Raw genomic sequence first — 21,920 nt, forward strand, 5'->3', positions numbered from 1 at the left:
CCGCCCGCGGGCTTTCCCGCCGCGCTCCGGGCCGGGGCCACGGCCACCCACCGCCCGCGGGCTTTCCCGCCGCGCCCTGGACCGGCGCCACGGCCACTCATCGGCCCTGGCGTGCCTGCCGCCCCGGCCGGTGCTCGCGGTGTGGTCCAGCGAGCCGGGAGGCAACACTGAGCGCCGGCCGAGGGGATGTCAGCTCCCGGTGCGGGCGCTGACCACGACGGCGTCCGGAGGGATCTCCGGACGGCGGCGGGAGAGCCGGCGGACCCCGGTGTTCAGCACCGCGATCAGCGGCACCGCGACCAGCGCGCCGATGATCCCGGCCAGCACCACCCCGCAGGCGATGCCGATGATCACCGCGAGCGGATGGATGGCCACCGCCCGCCCCATGATCAGCGGCTGCAGCACGTGTCCCTCCAGCTGCTGCACCAGGATCACCGCGCCCAGCGTGATCAGCGCGACCACCCAGCCCTGCCCGACCAGCGCGACCAGCACCGCCACCGCGCCCGACACGCTGGCCCCGACGATCGGCACGAACGCGCCCAGGAAGACCAGCGCGGCCAGCGGGAACGGGAACTGCACGTCGAGGACCAGCAGGGCCAGCCCGATGCCCAGCGCGTCGATGAACGCCACCAGCACGGTCGCCCGCACGTACGCGCCCAGCGTCGCCCAGGACGCATCCCCGGCGTCGGCTATCGACCAGCGCGCGTTCACCGGGAACAGGCGCACGATGAAGCGCCAGATCCGGCGGCCGTCACGCAGGAAGAAGAACGTCGCGAAGAGCACCAGCAACAGCCCGGTGAGCAGCTCGAAGACGGTCGCCGCGGTGGCCAGGCCGGTGGACGTCAGCTGTGAGGTGTTCTCGTTCACCCAGTTCTGCGCCGAGTCGATCGCCCTGTCGACCTCCTGGTCGGACAGGTGCAGCGGACCGGTCTGCGCCCAGTCCTGGATCTGCCGGACGCCGGCGCTGGCCCGCTCGGTCAGCTGCGGGACCCCGTCGATGAACTGGTTGACCACCAGGGTCAACGTGCCGGCCACCGCGCCGAGCCCGCCGACCAGCACCAGGAACGTGGCCAGCGAACGCGGCAGGCGCAACTTGAGCAGCCAGCCGACCGCCGGGCCGAGCAGCGCGGACAGCAGCAGCGCGATCGCCAGCGGGATGACCACCACGTCGACCATGCCGATGAATTTCAGCCCGGCATAGCCGATCAGGCCGACCACGATCAGCCGCCAGCTCCACGCCGCCGCGATCCGCAGCGAGTGCGGCACGTCCACATCGTCCAGGCTGGTCGTCGAGCTGTGCAGCACGGCCGGCTCGGGGGCCGGCGGGGCGAAGTCCTCCTCGTCCGGTTCCGGCTCCCGCGCGGGCCGGTACGTCCGTGCCATCCGGGCCGCCTCCCGTCCCGTGTCGTAGGCCCTCTTCAGGTTGTCCCGGACACGCTGCAAGCGGTTCAACCGCCTATCCCCTCGCCGTTCGAGTACGCGACCATCACGGTAGTGCCCGGGCGCACCGGACACCCCCCGTGACCCACCGGCGCGATCACCGACCACGCCGAACGCCCGGCCGGACGGCGGCGTACCGTCTGCACTCGTGAGTGCCGACACCTCTCGAACCGATTCCGGACTGCCGATCCGGATGCTGCACGACCGCGTCCTCGTCCGTCAGGACGGTGGGGAGGGCGAACGCCGCTCCACCGCGGGCATCGTCATCCCCGCCACCGCCTCGATGGGGCGGCGGCTGTCCTGGGCCACCGCGGTCGGCGTCGGCCCGAACGTCCGGTCGATCGTGGTCGGCGACCGCGTGCTGTTCGACCCGGACGACCGCTCCGAGGTGGAACTGCACGGCAAGGAGTACGTCCTGCTGCGCGAGCGGGACGTGCACGCGGTCGCGGCCACCCGGGTCGAGTCGGACGGCACCGGCCTCTACCTGTAGGGCGGCGGCTGCCACCCGGCGTGGTCCGGCTGCCGCGGCCATCCGCCGGAGCCCGGCGGGTACTGCGCCGGATGCTGCGGGCCCGCGTGCGGCTGGCCCGGGTGGGACGGCGGGACGGGCTGCTGCTGACCCGCGTACGGCGGCGCCGAAGCCTGCTGACCCGCGTACGGCGGCGCCGAAGCCTGCTGACCCGCGTACGGCGGCGCCGAAGGCTGCTGACCCGGGTAGGGCGGCGCGAACGGCGGCGGGACGGGCTGCTGCTGGTTCGTGCTGGGCGGCGGGACCGGCGCGAACGGCGGCGGTCCGGCCGGGTGGCCGTAGCCGCCGGGATGGCCGTACCCGGCGGGCTGACCCCAGCCACCCGCGTACGCCGGCATCGGCGGCGGCAGCCGGACCGGGACCGGCATGACCGGCTCGGCCGGTGACGCCACCGTGCGCACCACCCCGTCCGGGAAGGTGATCCGGTAGCTCTGGCCGTCCCACCAGGACGGCGGGGTCTGCGGGTCGCGCCCGGTGAAGACCGAGCGGTACCCGGTGATCGCGGCGAGCAGCTCGCCCTCCTCCGCCGTGGCCTTCGCCATCTCCCGGGGGTCGCCGGCCAGGCCGCGCTGCATGCCGTCGCGGATCAGGGCCAGCCGGGTCGCGGCGAACTGGAAGCTGCGCATCGCCCGGCCCCCGGCCGGACCGGCCACCCGCCGGGCCCACTGCCGGGCCGAGTGCCGTCGGCCCAGACTGCCCAGCGCGGCCACCTCGGGCGGGGCGAACCAGCCGGCCCGCACGTAGTGGTGCAGTACCCGCTCGGCGATCCGGCCCTCCCAGCTGCGCAGCGCGATGGCGAAACCGACCACGGCGAAGAAGAACGGCACCATGAAACCGAGGTAGCCGTACAGCATGATCAGCGTCTCGCCGGTGGCCGCGGACAGCGTCGGCAGCAGGTTGAACGTGCCGTGCAGGATCATCGCGAGCAGCAGGCCGCCGACCGGGGCGAGCCAGCGCACGTGCCGGTCGGCGGAGCGCGCCGCGATGCCCAGGCCGATGCCGGTCATCGAGGTGAACAGCGGATGCGCGAAGCCGGTGAACAGGATCCGGACGATGAAGATGGCGAAGACGTTCGTCAGGCCGGTGGCCGGGCCGTACTCGTTCGCGCCCGCGGCGTAGCCGTGGCCACCCAGGTAGAGCACGTTCTCCACCATGGCGAAGCCGAGCGCGGAGAGCCCGCAGTAGACGATGCCGTCGGTGATCCCGGACCACTCGGCGCGACGCCGCCAGAACAGCAGCAGCGGGCCGGCCGCCTTCATCGACTCCTCGATGAACGGCGCCACCAGGACCGCCACCAGCGCGTCCGGCAGGCCGATCTTGCCGAACAGCCAGGCCGCCCCGGTGTTCACGCCGAGCGCCACCGCGGTCGCCACCGCGGCGCCCCAGGCGAAGCAGAAGACCAGGTATTTGACCGGCTCCGGCTCGTAGCGGTCGAGCCAGGCGAACGCGCTGGCCAGCAGCGGGACCGGCAGGATCGCCGCGGTCAGGCCGATGGCCAGGCCGGGCAGGCCGATGCTGTAGCCGAGGAAGACCAGCATCCCGATGGCGGCCGCGGCGATCAGCGCGATCGCGCCGGTGACCGGCAGCCAGCGGCGCCAGCCGTTACGGCGGCCGGGGATCGGCGCGACGGTCTGCACCGTCCCGGTGGGCAGGGGCGGCACGGCGTCCGCCGGGACGGCCTCAGCGCTCACGCCGGGCGGCGGGTAGGCCGACGCGTCGCCGTCGATCGGGGCGTAGACCGGTGCGACCCCGTCGGCCGGCCAGGACTGCGGCGCCGGGGCGAACTGCCCAGCCGGCGGAACCGATGAAACAGGCGGAGCCGATGAAACAGGCGGAGCGGAAGGAACAGGCGGAGCGGAGGGAACCGGCGTAGCCGATGAAACAGGCGGAGCGGAAGGAACAGGCGGAGCGGAGGGAACCGGCGTAGCCGACCGGACCGGCGCAACCGGAGAACCCGGCCCGGCCGACGGGACCGGCTGAGCCGACGAAGGCGGCGCGGCCGAGCCAGCCGGCGGGGCGGCGGAAGCCGGCGCGGGCTCCGGAGCGGAGGCGGGATGGTTGGCCGGGTCAGGTGCCCCGGCCGGCGAGACGTCGGCCATGACCGCCAGCGTAGTCATCGGGGGCCTGGCCGGCGTGCCCGAGGAGGACGGAAGCGGTCAGCCGCCCATCGATCAGCCGGCGTCCGGCTCGGACCGCGGGCCGGGCGCCGGACCAGGGGGCGGACCGGACGACGCGCCGGACGCCGGGCCAGGGGACGCGCCGGACGCCGGGCCAGCGGACGCGCCGGACGCCGGGCCAGCGGACGCGCCGGACGCCGGATCAGCCGGAGACACCGATCGTGAACGGCCGGTCCGCCGCCGCGCCCCGTGCGGCCGGCCGTGCCAGCCCACCGCCGCCCGCACCTGGCGGCCGGCCTCGGCGTGCTCGACGCCGGTGGCGCGCAGCAGGTCGGCCACCGAGGTGCGGATCTGTGCCACCACCACCCCACCGGAATACCCCACCCCGGTCTGGTAGGCCCGCCCCGACTCGGCCGCCGCCCGCAGCGCGCGTTCCCGGGCGGCCACCGGCTCGGCGCCGCGCGCCCACTCCTGCCGGAGCAGGTCCACCGCGTCGCCGAGGTGCCGTACCGAGGCGGGCAGCACCTCCGGCACCCGCTCCCGGTCGTTCAGCGCGGTCTGCGCGCGGCGGATCATCACCCGCACGTTGCGCAGCGCGTAGGTGAGCTGGGGCGCACCCTCGACGTACTGGGCCAGGGCACCCCGGGCGCGCCAGCGGGCCGGGGCGAAGGCGACGTTCTCCCGGGCCGCGTCGATGGCCGTACGGAAAGCGGCGAACGTCCCCTCCGCGGACCGCAACCGGGCCAGCGCCGCCTGGATGACGTCCGGGTCACCCTCGGCCAGCCCGAGCGCGGCCTCGTGGAGCCCGGCGGTGAAGGCGCGCAGCGCCGGATCGGCGGCCCGCCGCACCACGCTGAGCGGATTGATCGGCAGCAGCACGGTCATCACCGCCAGGCCGATCCCGCCGCCGACCAGCGCGTCGAGGAACCTGCTCCAGGGCTGGCCGGTGCTGCTGGTCAGGGTGGCGACCAGCACCGCCGAGGAGGCGGACTGCACGATCAGCGGGGCGCCGCCGCCGACCGTGGTCGCCACCAGCACGGCGAGCAGCACCATCAGGCCGATCTGCACCGGGCCGCTGCCGATCAGCACCATCAGGCCGTCACCCAGCCCGATCCCGACCGCTACCCCGAAGACCAGCTCGGCGGTCCGGCGCATCCGCTGACCCACCGAGGAGCCCAGCGTGATCACCGCGGCCACCGGGGCGAAGAACGGCACCGGGCGGCCGATCAGGTCGTGCGCCACGAACCAGGCCAGGCCGGCGGCGAGACCGGCCTGCAGGGCCAGCATGAACCCGGCCCGGGCCCGCGACGCGGCCGCGCCGGCCCGAACCCTCGCGGCGCTGATCATGCGTGCCACCTCCGTGCCAGGATGGCCATCGTGACATCTCTGCCCGACCGATTCCGGACCGCCGCCCGTGGCGCCGGCGCCACCGCTGCGGACGCCGACCTGGACTCCGCCGCAAACTACCTGCTCGGCCGCTGGACCGAGCCGCAACGGCACTATCACGACGTGACGCACCTCTCCGCGGTGCTGGACGTGGTGGACCGCTTCGCCGCACTGGCGCCGCATCCGGACCGGGTGCGGCTGGCCGCCTGGATGCACGACGCGGTCTACGACCCGCGGGCGCTGGGCGACGCGAACGAGCGGGACAGCGCGGAGTTCGCCGAGGGGCTGCTGCTCACGCTGGGCGTGCCGGCGGAGGCGGCGGCCGAGGTCGCCCGGCTGGTCGGGCTGACCGCCGGACACGCGACCGAGGAGAACGACCCGGACGGGGAGCTGCTCTGCGACGCCGACCTGGCGATTCTCGCGGCGGACGAGGAGGGCTACGCCCGGTACACCGCCGCGATCCGTCGCGAGTACGCGCACGTGAGCGACGCCGACTTCCGTGCCGGACGCGCCCGGGTGCTGCACGAGCTGCTCAACCTGCCGTCGATCTACCGCCTCGCGCCGATCCGCGACGGGTGGGAGGAGCGCGCCCGCGCCAACCTCCGCACCGAGCTGGAGACGCTGGCCTGACCGGCGCCCGCCGGCCCGTCGCACCGGCCGGCGGGCCTCAGCGCGGGTGGTCCGGCCGCAGGCGTCGGTGCAGGTGTTTCGGGCGGCGCAGGCCGGCGGCGCGCAGTCGCCACGTCAGCTCCCGGGACGGCACCAGCAGCGCGCCCAGCCACAGGGCGCTCGGCACGCGGAACGCCGGGATGTCGTAGTGGTCGCGGTCGAAAGCGCGCCGCGGCGAGCCCAGCATCTCGGCGAACGCGTGCAGCTCGGCGTAGGAGACGTCGCTGACCAGGTGTGACCAGAGGTGGCCACGACCCGGCCAGCGCGGCTCGTCGACGAGGATCAAAGGTCGGCTTCGAGCAGGTGGGCGCGCCGGTCGGCGGCCAGCCCGCGGACGTCCGGAGCACCCACCCGGGCGGCGTCCGCGCCCAGGTCGTCGGGCATGGTCTGGGACTGCCGCTCGGCGGTGACCCGGGCCAGGTAGTGCTCGACCTCGCGCCGGCGGACGGTCTCGTCCCAGCCGAGCACCGCGCCCATCACCCGGGCGGCGTGCCCGGCCGACTCGGCGCCGCGGTGCGCGGTCTCGATCGAGATCCGGGTACGCCGGGTCAGCACGTCGTCGAGGTGCAGCGCCCCCTCGGCGAGCGCGGCGTACGCCACCTCGGCGGCCAGGTACTCCGGGGCGCCGGCGAGCGGGACCGCGAGCTGCGGGTCGGCGGCCATCATCGCGAGCAGGTGGACGGTGAGCGTGCCGTACCGCTCCAGCAGGTGCTCGATCACCCCGGTGGTGACACCGTGCCGCCGGGCGATGTCCTGCCGGTCCCGCCACGCGGCGGCGTACCCGTCGGCGCCGAGCAGCGGCAGCTGGTCGGTCCGCGACTCGCGGAACGGCCCGCCCATCCGGCGCACCGCGCGGTCGATCACGTCCGCCGCCATCACCCGGTACGTCGTGTACTTCCCGCCGGCCACCAGCATCAGCCCGAGCATCGGCTCGACCACGGCGTGCTCGCGGGACAGTTTCGAGGTGGAGTCGGCCTCACCGGACAGCAGCGGGCGCAGCCCGGCGTAGACGCCCTCGATGTCGTCGGTGGTCAGCGGCCGGTCCAGCACCGTGTTGACCTGGTCCAGCAGGTATCGGATGTCGCGCGCGGACGCGGCCGGGTGGGCCCGGTCCAGCTGCCAGTCGGTGTCCGTGGTGCCGATGATCCAGTGGCCGCCCCAGGGCAGCACGAACAGCACCGACGTGGCGGTGCGCAGGATCAGCCCGGCCTCGCCGGTGATCGCCGAGCGGGGCACCACCAGATGCACCCCCTTGGAGGCGCGCACCCGCAGGCCGGGGCGGACGCCGACGTCGCGCAGCATCTCGGACATGTCGTCGCTCCACACCCCGGTGGCCGCGACGACCGTCTTGGCGCGCACCTCGAACTCCGCGGAGTCGGGCGCCTCCAGGTCCTTGACCCGCACGCCGACCACCTCGCGCGCCTCGCGCACGAACCCGGTGACCCGGGCGCTGGTGACCACCGCGGCGCCCTGGGCGGCGGCGGTCCGGGCCAGGTTGACCACCAGGCGGGCGTCGTCCATCTGCCCGTCGTAGTACCGGATCGCGCCGGTGATCTTGTCGGCTCGCAGGCTCGGGAACAGGTGCCGGGCGCCGTCGCGGGTCAGGTGCCGGTGCAGGGGCATCCCCCGGCCGCCGCCGAAGACGCCGGCGAACACGTCGTACGCCGCGACGCCGAGCCCGTAGTAGGCCCGCTGCCAGACGCGTTTCGCCGGGTTGGCGGCCGGCAGCGGCACCAGGATCGGCACCGGGCGCACCAGGTGCGGGGCGATCCGGGTGGCGAGCAGGCCGCGCTCGGTGAGCGCCTCGTGCACCAGGTGCAGCTCCAGCTGCTCCAGGTAGCGCAGGCCGCCGTGGATCAGTTTGCTGGACCGGCTGGACGTGCCGGCGGCGAAGTCACGCGCCTCGACCAGAGCCACCTTGAGCCCACGGGAGGCGGCGTCGACCGCCGCGCCGGCGCCGGTGACCCCACCGCCGATCACGAGGACGTCGAATTGCTCGGCACGCAGCCGCCGCAGATCAGCGGTGCGGCGGATCGGGGAGAGCCGGCCGGCCGTAAAGCGGGAGACGGAGGGATCGCGCACCCCTGCAAGGTTAGCCCCCGCCGGTATACGCCCGGCGGATGAATGTGGTCCGGCCCACACCGGCCCGATTCACCCGTTAGCGTCGCAGTCATGCACCGCACCGGCGCCGCGGTCCTGCTGGTCTGCGCGCTCGTCCTGGCCGCCGTGGGCCTCGCCGGGTACCCCGGGGAGGCCGCCGCCACCGCGGGATTCGCGCTGCGCTTCGAGGCCAACACGAACGGGTCGATCCTGCTGCGCGGCAACGCCAACCTGGTGTGCTCCCCGCTGGCCCTCGGCTGCCCGGCGGGACGGGACGCGACCGGTAACCGGCTGGACAACAACGACTTCTCGATGGTCGCCGCGGATGCCGACCGCGATCTGACGACGCTCAACGACAGCACCGCCACGGTGGCCCTCCCGCCGGGCAGCTCGGTGCTCTTCGCCGGGTTGTACTGGAGCGGCAGCCTCGCCGTCGGCAGCGGCGTGACGGCCCCGCTCCTGGGGCTCCGGCGCGACCGGGTTCGCCTGCGGACCCCGGCGAGCACCGCCTGGCAGTCGATCACCGCCACCACGGTGCACGGCTCCGGCAACCCGTATCAGGGGTTCGCCGACGTGACCGCGCTGGTGGCCGGCGCGGGCAGCGGGGTGTACGGGGTGGCCGACATCCAGACCGCCACCGGCGCGGGCCAGTACGCCGGGTGGGCGCTCGCGGTGGCGTACCGCAACCCGGCCGAGGTGCTGCGCGCGCTGCGGATCTACGACGGGCTGGGCACGGTGAGCGCCTCCTCGGGCGACGTGGACATCCGGGTGAGCGGCTTCGAGACGCCGCACTCGGGTTCGGTGCGGGCCGAGGTGGGGACCGTGGCGTACGAGGGTGACCTGGGCAAGCGGGGTGACGCGCTGCAGATCGACGGCCAGCCGATGTCGGACGCGGCGAACCCGGTGGACAACTTCTTCAACAGCACGGCGACCGGCAGCGGGCGCGACCCCGGTTACGCCAACCTGTTCGGCGTCGACATCGACCAGTTCGACGCGACCGACCGGCTCGGGCACGCGGTCACGTCGGCCACCCTGACCCTGACCACCACCAGCGACACCTACTACCCGGGCGTGGTCACGTTCGCCATCGACCTGTACGCGCCGAAGCTGGTCGCCACGCTGACCGGCACCGACCTCAACGGCGGCGACCTGCTGCCCGGCGACATCCTGGAGTACCGGGTCGAGGTGCGCAACGTCGGCAACGACGTCGCCGACGACACCGTGCTCTCCGACGCGATCCCGACGTACACCGGCTACGTGCCGGGCTCGGCGCGGATCCGGGGGTCGCCGGTCGCCGACCCGGCCACCCCGGCGCGGCTCGACTTCGCGCTCGGCGACATCCCGTATCAGGGGGTCACCTATGTGACCTTCCAGGTCCGGGTCGACCCGGCCACGCCGCCCGGTTACGCGATCACCAACCTGGTGACCCTGAGCTACACCGGGCACACCGCGGGCGTGGCCGTCTCCGGGCTGGCCGGGACCGCGGCGAGCGTGGTCGCGCCGGCCCAGTCCGACCTGGCCGCCGCGCTCACCGTGACGCCGGCCGCGGTGCAGCGGTCCGCGCTGCCGGCCGCGGTCACCTACCTGCTCACGGTCACCAACGGCGGCCCGTCGGCGGAGCCGGACGCGCGAGCCGAGCTGTCCCTGCCGGCCGGGGTGGCCGCGGGACCGCTGCCGGCCGGGTGCACCGGGTACGGCTCACAGGTGACCTGCCTGTTCGGCCCGTTGCTGCCGGGCACGCGGGCCGGCGCCGCGATCCCGGCGACGGTCCAGGCGGCGGCCACGGCCCGGCCGTCCGCCGCGCTGCGGGCGTACGGCACGAACACCGATCCGGTCCCGGCCGACAACGTCGCGAACGCGCCGCTGCGGGTCAACCTGGCGCCGCGGGCGGTGGCCGACACCGGGACGCCGGGAGCCGTCGCGGTGCTGGACAACGACGACGACCCGGACGGCCCGGACAGCGCGCTCACCGTCACGATCACCACCGCGCCCCGGCACGGGTCGGCGATCGTGCTGGCGGACCGGACGGTCGAGTACACCCCGGCGGCGGGGTGGGCCGGGGACGACACGTTCACCTACACGATCACCGACGCCGACGGCGGCAGTGACAGCGCGGTGGTGACCGTGCGTACCCCGAACGCCGCCCCGGTGGCGGTCGACGACGCCGCCGCGGTGGACACCGGCGACACCGTCACCGTGCCGGTCACCGCGAACGACAGCGACCCGAACGGCGACACGCTCACCGTGACCGCGCTGGCCGACCCGTACGACGGCACGGCCGGGACGGTCACCTTCATCGGCGGCACGATCACGTTCACCCCGGCGCGGAGCTTCGTCGGGATCGCGACGTTCACGTACACCGTCAGCGACGGTCAGGCGACCGCCACCGCGCGGCTGGCGGTGGAGGTGGCCAACGCGATCCCCACCGCCGGCGACGACGCGGCGACCGTGCCGTACCTGGGGGCCACCACCATCGGGGTGCTGGTCAACGACTGGGACATCAACGACGACCCGCTCAGCATCGTCTCGGTCGCCGCCCCGGCGCACGGCACCGCCGCGCCGTCCGGGCGGAACGTGGTCTACCAGGCCACCGAGATCGGCTTCTCGGGAACCGACACCTTCGGCTACACGATCACCGACCCCAACGGCGGGACCGCCTCCGCGCTGATCACGGTCACCGTCGGCAACGCGCCACCGGTCGCGGTGGACGTCTCGGTGACCACGGCGTACCTGACCCCGGCGCCGGTGGACGTGCTGACCGGCGCGAGCGACCCGAATCCCGGCCCGACCTTCCTGGTCATCGGCGCCAGCGATCCGGCGCACGGTGTGGTGGTGCGCAACCCGGACGGCACGCTGACCTACACCCCGGACCCCGGCTGGTCGGGCCCGGACCGCTTCACCTACACGCTCAGTGACGGGCGGGGTGGCACCGACACCGGCGTCGTCACGATCGACGTGGCCAACGCCCCGCCGGTCGCCCGCCCGGAGTCGGTCACCCTGCCCGCCGGCGTCACCTCGACGATCGACGTGCGGCACAACGACGAGGACCCGAACGGCGAACCGCTCACCGTCACGATCGACTCCCCGCCGGCGCACGGCACCGCGAGCGTGGTCGCGGGCCGGGTCGTCTACCGGCCGTTCCCCGGATACGCCGGCACCGACACGCTCGACTACCGGATCACCGACCCAGCCCTCGGCTCGGCCGTCGCGACGGTCACGATCGCTCTGGTCAACGCGGGTCCGGTGGCCCGGCCGGACACCGCCTCCACACCGACCGACACGGTGGTCGCCATCGATCTGACCGGCAACGACGACGATCCGAACGACGACCCGCTCACCCTGACCGGCTGGACCGCGGCCGCCTACGGCACGGTGGCCGCCGGTCCGGGCGGCGGCGTGAGCTACACGCCCGCGCCCGGCTTCACCGGCACGGACGTGTTCGCCTACACGGTCACCGACGTGCACGGGGTGCCGGACACCGCGATGGTCACCGTGGTGGTGCGCAATGCCCCGCCGGTCGCCGTGGACGACACGTTCCGGGTGCGCGAGCAGGGGGCCACGTCACTGCCGGTGATCGCCAACGACCGGGACCCGAACACCGGCCAGCCGCTGAGCGTGCTCTCCGCCGACCCGCCCGGGCACGGCACGGTCACCGTCACCGGGCCGCTCACGGTCGACTACACCCCGGCGCCCGGAACCCGGGTGGACACCTTCGACTACCTGCTCACCGACGACCTGGGCGGCACCGACACCGGCACGGTGACGGTCACCGTGGACCTCGCGCCGGCCGCGGCCGACGACAGCGCGGAGACCGGGGCGGGCGCGCCGGTGACCGTCGACGCGGCCGCGAACGACGTCGATCCGGAGGGGGCGGGGCTCACCGTGAGCTGGACCGGATCGCCCGCGCACGGTAGGGCGTCGCTGCAGGGCGACAACCGGATCCGGTACGTCCCGACGGCCGGCTTCGCCGGGACCGACACCATCGCGTACGAGGTCCGCGACCCGATCGGGAACACCGCCCGGGGCCGGGTCACCGTGCGGGTGCGCCCCGCCCCGGCGGCCCGGCCGGACTTCGCCGCCGTACGGGCCGGACGGCAGGTGGACGTGGACGTGCTGGCCAACGACACCGGCTCGGTCGCCGGTGGGCTGACGATCAGCTCGGTGAGCCGGCCCCCGGCCGGCAGCGCGACGCTCACCGGTGGCCGGATCCGGTACACGGCCCCGGCCATCTGGGCCGGCCAGGCCGAGATCCGGTACGCCGTGACCGACCCGCTGGGCGGCACCGCCGAGTCGACACTGACCGTCATCGTCACCGACGTCACGCCGTTCGCCGTGCCGGACTCCTGGGTCACCGCGTACCGGACGGCGGTCACCGTGCCGGTGCTCGCCAACGACCTGGTCGAGGAGGGCGCCCTGCGGGTCGTCGAGGTCGGCCGGCCGGACCACGGGACAGCCGTGAGCGACGCGGGGCGGGCGGTCGTCTACACGCCGCCGGACGGCTTCTCCGGCGTCGCGCGGTTCGGCTACACCGCCGCGGACGACGCCGGGCACCGCACCTCGGCCACCGTGACGGTCACGGTCGGCGCGCCGCCGGTGGCCCCGGACCGGGCGGTGACCACGCCGCCCGGCGAGGCCGCCGTCATCGGGCTGCCGGCGGCGGACAGCCTCGGCCGGCCGTTCGCGGAACGCCGGATCACCCCGCCGGCGCACGGAACGGCGCGGCTCAACGCGGACGGCTCGGTCACCTACACCCCGGACCCGGGTTTCGTCGGTGAGGACCGGTTCACGTACGAGATCGTCGACGCGGACGGCAACGTCGCGCAGGGCACGATCGTGGTGACCGTCCCGCCGCCCGCCTCGCCCGGCCCGTCGCCGGCGGTCCCGTCGTCGAGCGCGCGGCCCGGGCCGTCGCCGAGCCGGTCCGCGTCCGCCGCGCCACGGCCGTCCACCGCGCCGGCGCCGCCGTCGGTCTCCCCCGCCCTGCCGGTGGGCGGGTGGCCGGATCTGCCGACGACCGGCGGGCCGGATCCGCGGGTGCTGCTCGTCGTGGCCGCGCTGCTCGCCGGGCTGGGTGCGCTGTTGCGGGCGGCCGGCGGCCCCGTACCGGAGCAGCGCCGGGAGCCGGGCGGCTGACGACTGCCGCGCCCCACCGGCCCGGCGCCGCTCGGGCGCGACCGGGTGGAAACAGCGGAACGGGCGGGCCGCTGAGAGCGACCCGCCCGTTCCGGACAGCTGTTACGACCGGACTCAGAAGTCCATGTCGCCGCCGCCGGGGGCGCCGGCCGGGGCCGGGGTCTTCTCCGGCTTGTCGGCCACGACGGCCTCGGTGGTCAGGAACAGCGCGGCGATCGACGCGGCGTTCTGCAGCGCCGAGCGGGTGACCTTGGCCGGGTCGATGATGCCCGCGGCCAGCAGGTCGACGTACTCGCCGGTCGCGGCGTTCAGGCCGTGCCCCGCCTCGAGGTTGCGGACCTTCTCCACCACGACGCCGCCCTCGAGGCCGGCGTTCACGGCGATCTGACGCAGCGGGGCGTCGAGCGCGATCTTGACGATCTGCGCACCGGTCGCCTCGTCGCCGGCCAGGTCCAGCTTGTCGAACGCGGTCTTGCCGGCCTGCACCAGCGCGACGCCACCACCGGGGACGATGCCCTCCTCGACGGCCGCCTTCGCGTTACGAACGGCGTCCTCGATGCGGTGCTTGCGCTCCTTCAGCTCGACCTCGGTGGCCGCGCCGACCTTGATCACCGCAACACCGCCGGCCAGCTTGGCCAGGCGCTCCTGCAGCTTCTCGCGGTCGTAGTCGGAGTCCGAGCGCTCGATCTCGGCGCGGATCTGGTTGACCCGGCCCTGGATCTGCTCGGCGTTGCCGGCGCCGTCGACGATGGTGGTCTCGTCCTTGGTGATGACGACCTTGCGGGCCTGGCCCAGCAGGGACAGGTCGGCGGCGTCCAGCTTCAGGCCGACCTCCTCGCTGATGACCGCGCCACCGGTGAGGATGGCGATGTCCTCCAGCATGGCCTTGCGGCGGTCACCGAAGCCCGGGGCCTTGACGGCGACGGACTTGAAGGTGCCACGGACCTTGTTGACGACCAGGGTGGCCAGGGCCTCGCCCTCGACGTCCTCGGCGATGATGACCAGCGGCTTGCCGGACTGCATGACCTTCTCGAGGATCGGCAGCAGGTCCTTGACCGCGGAGATCTTGCTGTTGGCGATCAGGATGTAGGGGTCGTCGAAGACGGCCTCCATCCGCTCGGCGTCGGTCATGAAGTACGCCGAGATGTAGCCCTTGTCGAAGCGCATACCCTCGGTGAGCTCCAGCTCCAGGCCGAAGGTGTTGCTCTCCTCGACGGTGATGACGCCTTCCTTGCCGACCTTGTCCATGGCCTCGGCGATGATCTCGCCGACCGTGGAGTCACCGGCCGAGATGGACGCGGTGGAGGCGATCTGCTCCTTGGTCTCCACGTCCTTGGCCAGCTGCTGCAGGCCCTCGGAGACGCTGGCCACGGCGGCCTCGATGCCCCGCTTCAGGGCCATCGGGTTCGCGCCCGCGGCGACGTTGCGCAGGCCCTCGCGGACCAGAGCCTGGGCCAGGACGGTCGCCGTCGTCGTGCCGTCACCGGCGACGTCGTCGGTCTTCTTGGCGACCTCCTTGACCAGCTCGGCGCCGATCTTCTCGTACGAGTCCTCGAGCTCGATCTCCTTGGCGATGGACACACCATCGTTGGTGATCGTGGGAGCGCCCCACTTCTTCTCGAGAACGACGTTGCGGCCCTTCGGGCCGAGGGTCACCTTGACCGCGTCGGCGAGCTGGTTCATGCCCCGCTCGAGGCCCCGACGAGCCTCCTCGTCGAATGCGATGATCTTGGCCATACGGCGTTGTCCTCCTGGACATCCGCGGCGTCGGGCCGCATCGGCCCGCCCCCGCACATTGAGGAAGTCTGCGGACGTCACCACCTGGCGATGTGACGTCCTCAGGCCGAGCCGGATAGCCCGCGACGACCGGTTTCGTGCCGCGGCGCCGATGGCGGCGCCGTGACCGGAACCCCACCGTCCCGACCTGTTGGCACTCACGGGTCGCGAGTGCCAATCACTTGTTTAGCACTCCCGGGTGCCGAGTGCAAGAAACCCCATCTTCCCGCGAAACCCACGAGTCCGGCCCGGAATCCGGGTAAAGATCTTCACGCCCAGCTCGGACGGTCATCCCGGCGGTCACCCCGGCCCCGCCGCGCACCGGCCGTTCACCGTCCCGTTCGCGGCAAGACGGTTGCCGCCGGCCGCCGCGGCGGGTAGTCAGGACGACATGGGAAGTTGGACGGTACGCCGGGTCACCCCGCAGGACGCCGGCCGGCTGCGTGCCCTGCGGCTGGAGATGCTGGCCGACAGCCCGCTCGCCTTCCTGGAGACGCTGGCCCAGGCCGCCGCCCGCTCGCACGAGGGGTTCCGGCAGCGGCTCGCCATGTCGGCCAGCGGCCCCGATCTCGCCCAGTTCGTCGTCGACCCGGGCGCCGGCCCGCTGACCGGGCACGCCGGCGGCACCGCCATCCCGGACGAGCCACAGGTCACCGTGGTCTTCTCGGTCTACCTGACACCCGCGAGCCGGGGCGGCAAGCTGCTGCCCGGCCTGATCGAGGCGGTCGCCGACTGGTCCACCGCGGCCGGCCGGCACGAGCTGATGCTGGAGGTCGTCGTCGGCAACGACCGGGCCGTCCGGGCGTACCAGAAACTCGGTTTCGAGGACACCGGGCTGCGCCTGCCGCACCCGACCGTGCCGGTCCTCACCCAGCTGCAGATGCGCCGGCGGATCTGATGGCCGGCCGCCCCTGGCATGTCGCCCGCACGGTACTCACCGCCGCGAACGGGACCACCGGCGCCGGCCTCCTGCTCGCCCTGCTCACCCGGACGAGGATCCGGCGGGGCCGGCACGGGGTGCTGATCGCCGAGGGCTGGCGGCTCCGGATGCCACCGGCGTCCTGCTTCACGGTCGGCTCGGTGATCATCACGCGCCGCTCCGCCGAGTGGCTGCTGCACGAGCAACGGTCCGCCCTGCTGGCCCACGAGAGCCGGCACGCGGGCCAGTACGCGGTGCTCGGCCCGCTGTTCTGGCCCGCCTACTGGCTCGCCTGTGGCTGGTCCTATGTGACGACGGGATCGTTCGGCGTCCGCAACTGGTTCGAACGCCACGCCGGCCTGAACGACGGCGGTTATCCCGAGGAGCTCCCGCCGCGCCCATGGCTGCGGCGGTTCCGCTGAGGGGGTTTGGTCGGGAGGACGGGCGCACAGCGCCTCCGGCACGGAGCCATTGGGTCAGCGCTGGGTCGTTGGGTCCCTCGGAGATTGTCGCCAAGCTCGGGTGAGGGGCCTCGTACGGCGTCGCGTCCTCCCGCGACATGCATCCTGCCCATCCGGGGATCGGCGCGCAAGCCCTCCGGGGGAGGAATATTCGACAACCGGCAGATGTCCGGTCACCGAGTGCTATCCCAGCAGGCCGGCCTCGCGCGCGCCACGCAGCGAGGGCTTGATCCGGTGGGTCGGCCCGGCCTCCCCGGCGATCGCGTCCAGCGTCTTCAGCCCCTCGCCGGTGTTGTAGACGACCGTCTCCTTCGCGGGGTCCAACCGGCCGCTCTCCACCAGTTTCCTGAGCACCGCGACGGTGGTGCCGCCGGCCGTCTCGGCAAAGATGCCGGTGGTCTCGGCGAGCAGGCGGATGCCGGCACGGATCTCGTCGTCGTTCGCGTAGTCCATCCACCCGCCGGTGCGGCGCACCGCCTCGATCGCGTACGGCCCGGCGGCCGGGTCCCCGATGTTCAGCGACTTCGCGATCCCGGTCGGCTTCACCGGGACGATCACGTCGGTGTCGTGGTGCAGCGCCACCGCGATCGGATTGCAGCCGGCCGACTGCGCGCCGAAGACGGTCCAGCCGCCCTCCGGCGCCTGCGCCAGTCCGATCTCGACCAGCTCGCTGAACGCCTTGTCCACCTTGGTGAGCAGCTCACCGGAGGCCATCGGGATGACCACCTGGGCCGGGATCCGCCAGCCGAGCTGCTCGGCCACCTCGTAGCCCAGCGTCTTGGAGCCCTCGGCGTAGAACGGGCGCACGTTCACGTTGACGAACGCGGTGTCCTCGAACTCGTCGGTCTCCACCAGCTCGCTGCACAGCCGGTTGACGTCGTCGTAGGAGCCCTCGATGGCGACCAGGTCGCCGCCGTAGACCGCGGTCGTGACGACCTTGCCCTGCTCCAGGTCGGACGGGATGAACACGATGCTGGGCACCCCGGCGCGGGCCGCGTGCGCGGCCACCGAGTTGGCCAGGTTGCCGGTGGAGGCGCAGGAGAACCGCCGGAAGCCGAGCTCCTTCGCGGCGGTCAGCGCCACCGACACCACCCGGTCCTTGAACGAGTGCGTCGGATTCTGCGAGTCGTCCTTGATCCAGAGCGGAGCGGTCAGGCCCAGCGCGGCGGCCAGCGCCGGGGCGCTGACCAGCGGGGTCAGACCGGGGTCGAGGGTCACCCGGGTGGCCGGGTCCTGACCGGCCGGGAGCAGCGCCGCGTAGCGCCAGATGTTCTGCGGGCCCGCCTCGATCTCGGCCCGGGTCACCCGCGCGAGCGCGGCCTCGTCGTAGGCCACCTCGAGCGGGCCGAAACACTCGTAGCAGGCGTGCTGGGCGGCGAGCGGGTACTCCGCGCCGCAGGCACGGCAGACCAGGCCGCGGGCGGGCGAGGTGGTGGCGGCGGGTGTGCTGACGGTGGACGTCATCGAGGCCTTCCTCTCATCTTTCCCCGGCGGCGACCTACCGCGGAGGCCGGAATTAGCACCTGCCGCGCGCGGCCTCGTCATCGAGACATGCGCGGTGGTTGCCGGGGCTTCATCGGGCCGTTCCCTCTGCCCCTCTGGATGAGGTATTCAGTTGTTCCCCGAAGCTTACGACGAGATCCCGCCGCCGCCCCAGGAAGATCCCGAGTTGTGAGCGACCTCCTTCCGCGGGCACCCGACCGGCGGCGGCCGGTCCCCCGTTCGCCGGATGCCGTCAGGAGGTGACGTCCTTGCGGGTGAACCGGTGGAACGCCAGCCCCCAGAAGATCGCGGCGTAGACGATCGCCGAGATCGCCCCCTTGGCCAGGTCCTCCGTCTGCACCGGGGTGGACAGCAGGCCCAGCCAGGCGTCGCTGTAGTGGGTCGGCAGCGCGTTGCGGATCGAGCCGAGCGCGGTGATCTGGTCCAGGATGCTGGAGAGGATCCAGAGCAGCACGGCGCCGCCGACCGCGCCCAGGGCGGCGTCGGTCAGCACCGAGAGCAGGAACGCCAGGCCGGCCACCACCAGCAGCACCACGGCCAGGTAGGCCAGGATGCCGAGCAGCCGCAGCACCCCCGCGCCGGGCGGGATCGGCGCGGCGACCGTGCTGCCCAGCGGGTGCCAGCCGTAGCGCAGCGTCCCGACCAGCAGCCCGGTGCCGGCCAGCACGGCCAGCGCGAGCAGCGCGTACCCCAGCGCCACCACCAGCTTGACCGCGAGCAGCCGGGCCCGCGGGACCGGGATCGCCAGCAGGTAGCGCAGGCTGCCCCAGCTCGCCTCGCTGGCCACGGTGTCCCCGGCGAACAGCGCGAAGACCACCACGAGCAGGAAGCCGGCGGAGACCGCCAGGCAGAACAGCGCGAAGTTCAGCCCGCCCGAGGTGGCCAGGTCGACCAGGCTGCTGAACGCGCCCCCGCCGTCGCCGTCGTCGTCGTTCTCGCCGCCGCCGAACTCGAAGGCGACCAGGATGATCAGCGGCAACAGCGCCATGAAGCCGAGCGCCAGCTGGGTGCGCCGGCGCGACGCCTGGCGGCGGATCTCGGCACGGATCGGCAGCGTGCGGGACGGGCGGTAACCCGTCGCGGCAGAGGCGCTCATCGGTCTCCACTCCCCCGGGAGTTGTCGCCCACCAGGGCCAGGAACGCATCCTCCAGGCGGCGCCGCGGCACCACCCGGTCCACCCCGACACCGGCGCGCACCAGCGAGGCGACCACCTCGGCGCGCGGGGTGCCGTTCATGTCCACGATCAGGCCGGACGCGCCGTCCGCAGTCACCGAGCGCACCCCCAGGCCGCTGAGGACCTCGGTGGCGGCCGGCACGTCGGTCACCTCGATCGCCACCGACGGCGACTCGCCGACGATCTCCTCGACCGGGCCGGCCGCCACGATCCGCCCCTTGTTCACCACGACCGCGTGCGTGCAGGTCTGTTCCACCTCGGCGAGCAGGTGGCTGGAGACCAGCACGGCACGGCCGTCGGTGGCGTACCGCTGGAGCACCCGGCGCATCTCGGCGATCTGCGGCGGGTCCAGGCCGTCCGTCGGCTCGTCCAGCACCAGCAGCTCCGGCAGGCCCAGCATGGCCTGCGCGATGGCCAGCCGCTGGCGCATGCCGTGGCTGTAGTTCTTCGTCCGGCGGTGCACCGAGGCGCCCAGACCGGCGATCTCCAGCGCCTCGGCGAACCGGGCGTCCGCCCACGGGCGGCCGGTGGCCCGCCAGTAGGCCTCCAGGTTCTGCTGACCGGTCAGGTGCGGCAGGAAGCCGGGGCCCTCCACCAGCGCGCCGACCCGGGAGAGGATCTGCGCGCCGGGCACCAGCCGGTGCCCGAAGACGTAGATCTCCCCGGCGGTCGGGCTGGTCAGGCCCATCAGCACGCGCAGCGTGGTGGTCTTGCCGGCGCCGTTCGGCCCGAGCAGGCCGACGACCTGGCCGCGCTCGACGGTGAAGCCGATCTCCTCGACCGCCACGAACCCGTCGCCGTACGCCTTGCGCAGGCCGCGGACCACCAGCGGGGTGTCGGCGTACGGTTTCGTCACCGCCGTCACCCGGCGCCGGCGGCGGGCCCGGTGCACCAGCAGCAGGACCGCGAGACCGAGCAGGAGGGCCAGGACGAGCGCGCCGAGGGCGTACCACCAGGCGGCCGCGGGCGAGGCGATCGGCGTGCCCACCAGGGTGGGCAGCGTCAGCTGCCCGTCGACCGCCACGGTGTAGGTGGCCGGCGCGGCCGGGGAGAGGAACCCCTGGTCGCTGGTGGCGACGACGACCTGGAGGGTGTGCCCGGCCGCCATCTCCCGGACGATCGCCGGCAGGGTGACCGTCACCGGCCGCGCCCGGGCGATGTCCGCGGGCAGGCCGGTCAGCCGGACCGGGGCGACCAGGCCGGCGCTGAGCGTGGGCGTGCCGGCCGGGTCGACGTCGTAGAGCTTGACGAAGAGCACCGCCTCGCCGGTCGGGGAGGCGGCGCGCAGCCGCACCGTGGGCGCGCCGGCCACCTCGATCGCGCCGGAAAGCGGGGCGGTGGCGAAGGTGGCGTGCTGTCCCGGCACGTCGGTGGCCACGTTGCCGCTGAGCAGGGAACTGAGTCGGCTGCCCAGGCCGGGCAGGGCGGAGATCGCCGCCGGGTTGCCGTTCGGCGGGTTGGCGATCCGCCGCGCCGGCCCGGTGAGGTCCAGACCGGTGGCGCCGGTGCCGGTGACACCCGGGTACGCCTGCGTGGAGTACCCGTTGGTCACCAGGTCCCGGTCCGTCGCGCTGAACCCGGCCACCCGCGACCAGGTGAAGTCGTCGCCCGGCGCGCCGCCCTCGCCTCTCAGGTAGTGGTCGAGCCACTGGGCGGTGAGGTACCGGACCCGGTCCCGGTCGTTGCCCGGGCCGGACCCGCCGTCGTGCCCGCCGGTGAACCAGGCCACCTTGACCGGGGTGCCGTTGGCCGCGATGCCCCGGGCGTTGGCGTCCGCCTCGGAGAGCGGGAAGAGCGTGTCCACCGCGCCCTGGATCAGCAGCGTGGGCGCCTTGATCCGGTCGAGCACGGTGGCCGGGCTGGACCGGCGCAGCAGCTCCCGGGTGGCCGCGTCCGGCACGCCGGTGGTCGCCATCGAGAGGTAGGCGGCGCAGACGTCGGCGGCGAAGCGCCCGCAGGCCGGGTTGCCGCCGCCGGCGCTCGCGCCGAAGAAGACGCCGGCCCAGCCCTTCTTGAAGACCCCGGTGTCGGCGGTGTCCGCGGACTGCGGGAGGAAGGCGTGGCTCAGATCGTTCCAGGTGATGGACGGGACGATCGCGTCGACCCGGCGGTCCTGGCCGGCCAGCAGCAGCGCGAGCGCGCCGCCGTACGACCCGCCGACCACGCCCACCCGGGGGTCGCCGGGCGCGTCGGTGCGCACCTCCGGGCGCTGCGCCAGCCAGTCCAGCAGGCGCTGGGCGTCCCGGACCTCGTAGTCCGGGCTGTCCAGGTGGATCTCGCCGGTACTGCGGCCGAAGCCCCGGGCGGTCCAGGTGAGCACCGCGTAGCCGCGCTCGGCGAGCGACTCGGCGTCCGGGCGCACCGAGTCCTTGCTGCCGCCGAACCCGTGCGCGAGCAGCACCGCGGGCACCCGGCCGGAGCGGTCCCGGGGCAGCAGGAAGCGGGCGTCCAGCTCGACCGGCTGGTCGCCGGCCGGTCCGGAGCGGACCGTGATCCGCAGCTCCTGGGCGCTCCAGGCGGCCCGGTCGGGCAGCACGGCCCAGATGGTCGCGGCGGCGAGCAGCACGAGCACCACCGCGGCGGTGACCGCCCGGCGCCGGGTCACCCGGAGGAACGCAGACATGGCGCCCAACCTAGCCCGGCGAGGCTGAGCACGGGCTGTGAACGTGCGCCGTACCGCCCGGCTACCGTCCGCCGGTTAGCGTTGGCGGT

The 21,920-nt window shown here is 74.0% G+C and carries 14 protein-coding genes and 1 riboswitch; of the genes, 5 read left to right on the plus strand and 9 right to left on the minus strand.

Annotation, left to right across the window (positions count from 1 at the left end; genetic code table 11):
* Positions 1 to 189: 189 nt before the first annotated feature.
* Entirely contained in the window at positions 190 to 1,452 is a 1,263-nt protein-coding gene (locus ACTEI_RS34565; protein ID WP_239082169.1) for an AI-2E family transporter, read from the minus strand.
* 181 nt (positions 1,453 to 1,633) lie between these two features.
* Between ACTEI_RS34565 and ACTEI_RS34570 the strand changes: the two genes are divergently transcribed.
* Entirely contained in the window at positions 1,634 to 1,930 is a 297-nt protein-coding gene (locus tag ACTEI_RS34570) for a GroES family chaperonin (protein WP_185046288.1), read from the plus strand.
* Here ACTEI_RS34570 and ACTEI_RS34575 read toward each other — a convergent pair.
* Together ACTEI_RS34575 and ACTEI_RS34580 are read right to left on the minus strand one after the other, a co-directional pair.
* Positions 1,921 to 3,660, minus strand: coding sequence for a PrsW family intramembrane metalloprotease (locus ACTEI_RS34575; protein ID WP_316248146.1), 1,740 nt, complete (start codon positions 3,658 to 3,660; stop codon positions 1,921 to 1,923). The genes ACTEI_RS34570 and ACTEI_RS34575 overlap by 10 nt on opposite strands.
* Before the next feature lie 480 nt (positions 3,661 to 4,140).
* Positions 4,141 to 5,433: an FUSC family protein gene (locus tag ACTEI_RS34580; RefSeq protein WP_187645867.1), complete on the minus strand. Its 1,293-nt coding sequence runs from the start codon at positions 5,431 to 5,433 to the stop codon at positions 4,141 to 4,143.
* A 21-nt stretch (positions 5,434 to 5,454) separates the two neighbouring features.
* Between ACTEI_RS34580 and ACTEI_RS34585 the strand changes: the two genes are divergently transcribed.
* Positions 5,455 to 6,102, plus strand: a complete 648-nt coding sequence (locus ACTEI_RS34585; RefSeq protein ID WP_122981476.1) for an HD domain-containing protein — start codon at positions 5,455 to 5,457, stop codon at positions 6,100 to 6,102.
* Positions 6,103 to 6,139: 37 nt separating this feature from the next.
* Here ACTEI_RS34585 and ACTEI_RS34590 read toward each other — a convergent pair whose 3' ends face one another.
* Together ACTEI_RS34590 and ACTEI_RS34595 are read right to left on the minus strand one after the other, a co-directional pair.
* A complete protein-coding gene (locus tag ACTEI_RS34590; RefSeq protein WP_122981477.1) occupies positions 6,140 to 6,427 on the minus strand; it encodes a DUF4031 domain-containing protein in 288 nt (95 codons plus the stop codon).
* Complete coding sequence (locus ACTEI_RS34595; RefSeq protein WP_122981478.1) at positions 6,424 to 8,223, minus strand: glycerol-3-phosphate dehydrogenase/oxidase; 1,800 nt, start codon at positions 8,221 to 8,223, stop codon at positions 6,424 to 6,426. Before ACTEI_RS34595 ends, ACTEI_RS34590 begins: the two co-directional genes overlap by 4 nt.
* A 90-nt stretch (positions 8,224 to 8,313) precedes the next feature.
* Between ACTEI_RS34595 and ACTEI_RS34600 the strand changes: the two genes are divergently transcribed.
* Positions 8,314 to 13,374 carry an Ig-like domain-containing protein gene (locus ACTEI_RS34600; protein WP_122981479.1) on the plus strand — a complete coding sequence of 1,687 codons (5,061 nt, stop codon included), beginning with the start codon at positions 8,314 to 8,316 and terminating at the stop codon, positions 13,372 to 13,374.
* A 114-nt stretch (positions 13,375 to 13,488) separates the two neighbouring features.
* On the opposite strand, the gene groL is transcribed toward ACTEI_RS34600, so the two are convergent.
* Complete coding sequence (gene groL, locus ACTEI_RS34605) at positions 13,489 to 15,111, minus strand: chaperonin GroEL (RefSeq protein ID WP_122981480.1); 1,623 nt, start codon at positions 15,109 to 15,111, stop codon at positions 13,489 to 13,491.
* 430 nt (positions 15,112 to 15,541) lie between these two features.
* Here groL and ACTEI_RS34610 point away from each other — a divergent pair, with 430 nt between their 5' ends.
* Together ACTEI_RS34610 and ACTEI_RS34615 are read left to right on the plus strand one after the other, a co-directional pair.
* Positions 15,542 to 16,048, plus strand: a complete 507-nt coding sequence (locus ACTEI_RS34610; protein ID WP_122981481.1) for a GNAT family N-acetyltransferase — start codon at positions 15,542 to 15,544, stop codon at positions 16,046 to 16,048.
* A complete protein-coding gene (locus tag ACTEI_RS34615) occupies positions 16,048 to 16,491 on the plus strand; it encodes a hypothetical protein (RefSeq protein WP_122981482.1) in 444 nt (147 codons plus the stop codon). The genes ACTEI_RS34610 and ACTEI_RS34615 overlap by 1 nt, the downstream gene beginning before the upstream one ends.
* Positions 16,492 to 16,713: 222 nt before the next feature.
* On the opposite strand, the gene thrC is transcribed toward ACTEI_RS34615, so the two are convergent.
* The 3 genes from thrC to ACTEI_RS34630 form a co-directional block, all read right to left on the minus strand.
* Complete coding sequence (gene thrC, locus ACTEI_RS34620; RefSeq protein ID WP_122981483.1) at positions 16,714 to 17,994, minus strand: threonine synthase; 1,281 nt, start codon at positions 17,992 to 17,994, stop codon at positions 16,714 to 16,716.
* A 10-nt stretch (positions 17,995 to 18,004) separates the two neighbouring features.
* Positions 18,005 to 18,139: riboswitch (SAM riboswitch) on the minus strand.
* A 126-nt stretch (positions 18,140 to 18,265) separates the two neighbouring features.
* Complete coding sequence (locus tag ACTEI_RS34625) at positions 18,266 to 19,129, minus strand: ABC transporter permease (RefSeq protein ID WP_122981484.1); 864 nt, start codon at positions 19,127 to 19,129, stop codon at positions 18,266 to 18,268.
* Complete coding sequence (locus tag ACTEI_RS34630; protein WP_122981485.1) at positions 19,126 to 21,831, minus strand: alpha/beta fold hydrolase; 2,706 nt, start codon at positions 21,829 to 21,831, stop codon at positions 19,126 to 19,128. The genes ACTEI_RS34625 and ACTEI_RS34630 overlap by 4 nt, the downstream gene beginning before the upstream one ends.
* Between the last annotated feature and the right edge of the window lie 89 nt (positions 21,832 to 21,920).

Origin of the sequence: Actinoplanes teichomyceticus ATCC 31121 (assembly GCF_003711105.1) — a bacterium.
Classification (GTDB): domain Bacteria; phylum Actinomycetota; class Actinomycetes; order Mycobacteriales; family Micromonosporaceae; genus Actinoplanes; species Actinoplanes teichomyceticus.